This window comes from Streptomyces sp. SID11385 (genome assembly GCF_010548245.1).
GTDB lineage: Bacteria > Actinomycetota > Actinomycetes > Streptomycetales > Streptomycetaceae > Streptomyces.
Genome location: NZ_JAAGLR010000297.1, coordinates 1 through 2,293, shown reverse-complemented (window position 1 = coordinate 2,293; position 2,293 = coordinate 1). Strand labels below are relative to the sequence as shown.

The following is a 2,293-nucleotide window of genomic DNA, read 5'->3' as shown; positions in this document are numbered from 1 at the left end:
GGGCTTGGTGGCCTTCGCGGGCTTGGCGGCCTTCGCGGCTCGCGCGGGCTTGGTGGCTCTCGCGGGCTTGGCGGGGCCGGCGGGGTTGGTGGGCTTCTTCGCCTGCGCGGTGGGGCGGGCGGAGCCGGCGGGCTTCGCCGGACCGGCGGCCCTCCCCGCGCCGGAGGGCTTCGCCGCCGTCGCGGTCTTCGTGGTCTTCGTGGTCCTCGTGGGCTTGGCGGGGCGGGTGGCCTTGGGGGGCTTCGCCGCGGTACCGGCTCCGCCCCCGGCTCCCTTTCTCTCCACGGCGGTGCGCGTAGCCATCACGGATTCCTCCCTGGGCGGTGAACACAAAACGGGAACTGCCGTGAATTCGGCGGGCGAAAGACGCGGGCCACATCAAGGCAGTTGAGATGATAAACAGCGCTTCGCGGCAAAATTCGTGCCCACCACGCCGTTTCTTCTCAGAAATTCATGCGAAGCCGTACGAATCCGGTGCCCTGATCCCTCTGAACGGGTGAAGGGGAGCGAGGGGGCGAAACCGATGGACGGCACGGCAGTTTGCCAGGAAGCAGCCGGCTGCCGCGTTCCGCGCCGTCAGTCCCTGCGTACGCGCACGCTCCGTATCGCCGCCGCCGCCCGCCCTTCCCGGGGCCGCCCCGAACGTCCCGGGGACAGCGTGCGGGGGCATCGAAAGGTTGGACATGATCAAGAAGTTCGCGACCGCCGCCGCGCTCACCGCGGGCGTCGTCGCCCTCGGCGCCCCGCAGGCCCTCGCCCTCGCCAACGACGGCGGCACCACGTCGGCGTCCGGCAACGGCGCCCAGCAGGCGTACGGCAACCAGGCCACCTTCGGCGACCAGAGCCCGCAGCTCAGCCTGGTCCAGGGCTCGCTCAACAAGCCCTGCATCGGCCTCCCGGTCAAGGGCAACGTCGGCTCGCTCGTCGGCCTCGTGCCGATCTCGGTCCAGGACATCAACGTCCTGTCCTCGCCGCAGAACCAGCAGTGCACCGAGAACTCCACCCAGGCCAAGGGCGACGAGCCGCTCTCCCACATCCTGGACGACATCCCGGTCCTCTCGGGCAACGGCGTCGCCAACGACTGACCGCCGCCCCGTCGCTCCGGCGTCGAACGCCCCGCCCGCCCGCCGTCCCGCCCAGGGACGCGGACGGGCGGGGCGCGGCCGTGTGCGGGGGCGGTCGGGTGCGGGTGCGGTCGGGTGTGCGTGCGGCCTCGTGCGGGTGCGGTCGGGTGTGCGTGCGCCGATTGTGTACGGCATGTGCGCATGCCGTGCGCGTACGACGCATACGTATGTCGCGCGTATGCGGGCGGGCCCGGGAATTCGGGCGCGGCGGATTTCCGTACGGAATGCACGCACGCCCCTGCGGAATAACAGAGCGTCACCTTCCCTGCCCTCGGCGGGGTTTTTGCTTTCTCTCCGTGTCTCTCCGTTCGGGTGAAGTTGCGCGGCCTTCCCGCGGCAGGGGTTTCCTGCCGCTCCCCCTTTCGTTCACAGGGCACGCCGGGCCCCATCCGGTGTGCCACTCCCTCTCTCGTCTCCCTTCCGAAAGGAACGACATGCTCCAGAAGACCGCCGCCGTCTTCGCCGGCGCCGTCCTCGCGCTCGGTGCCGCCGTCCCCGCCTTCGCCGACTCGGGCGCCGAGGGTGCCGCCGTCGGTTCGCCGGGCGTCCTCTCCGGCAACCTCGTGCAGGTCCCGGTCCACGTGCCGCTGAACGTCTGCGGCAACTCGATCAACGTGATCGGGCTGCTCAACCCGGCCTTCGGCAACACCTGCGTCAACGCCTGATCCCGCTTCACCCCCCGGCCCGCTGAACGGGCCCGGGTCCGCCGGCCCTGGGAGCACGCCTCCCAGGGCCGGTTTCCGCTCCGAGTCAGGAAGAACCTCGCCATGCGCCACACCCTCGGCACGGGGATGCTCGTGACGGCCGCCGCGGCCTCCGGCATCCTCTCCCTGAACGGCGGTTCCGCCCTCGCCGCCGAACCCACGGCGGCGGGCTCGCCCGGCATCCTCTCCGGGAACAGCGTGCAAGCCCCGGTGACGATCCCCGTGAACATCTGCGGCAACAGCGTCGACGCGGCCGGGATCGGCAACCCCGCCTTCGGCAACGGCTGCGGGACGGACGGCGGCGCCTCGGCCGGACCCGCGGTACCGCGCGAGCAGGAGCACGAGCGGGGGCACGAGCAGGCCGGGCCCGAGCGGGCGAAGCCGGGGCGGCACGCGGCGCCCGGGCCGGTGCGCGAGGCGGGCGGCCACGAGGCGCGGGGGCACGGGGAGCGCGGGCACGAGGCG

3 protein-coding genes and 1 pseudogene are annotated in these 2,293 nt (G+C 72.4%); 3 read left to right on the top strand and 1 reads right to left on the bottom strand.

Annotation, left to right across the window (positions count from 1 at the left end):
* Positions 1-303: pseudogene (locus G3I42_RS09030) on the bottom strand (hypothetical protein); the annotation flags it as partial.
* A gap of 380 nt (positions 304-683) precedes the next feature.
* Here G3I42_RS09030 and G3I42_RS09025 point away from each other — a divergent pair.
* The 3 genes from G3I42_RS09025 to G3I42_RS09015 all read left to right on the top strand — a co-directional run.
* Positions 684-1,085, top strand: coding sequence for a rodlin (locus tag G3I42_RS09025; RefSeq protein ID WP_164284107.1), 402 nt, complete (start codon positions 684-686; stop codon positions 1,083-1,085).
* Positions 1,086-1,558: 473 nt separating this feature from the next.
* The gene (locus G3I42_RS09020; protein WP_164284104.1) at positions 1,559-1,789 is read left to right on the top strand and encodes a chaplin; all 231 of its coding nucleotides are present in this window, start codon (positions 1,559-1,561) and stop codon (positions 1,787-1,789) included.
* 102 nt (positions 1,790-1,891) lie between these two features.
* Positions 1,892-2,293: chaplin (locus tag G3I42_RS09015; protein ID WP_164284102.1), on the top strand; the 402-nt coding region annotated here is incomplete at its 3' end.

Excerpts from the sequence above, each read along its gene's own strand:
- G3I42_RS09025 (WP_164284107.1), top strand. The coding sequence starts at position 684 with ATGATCAAGAAGTTCGCGACCGCCGCCGCGCTCACCGCGGGCGTCGTC.
- G3I42_RS09020 (WP_164284104.1), top strand. The coding sequence starts at position 1,559 with ATGCTCCAGAAGACCGCCGCCGTCTTCGCCGGCGCCGTCCTCGCGCTC.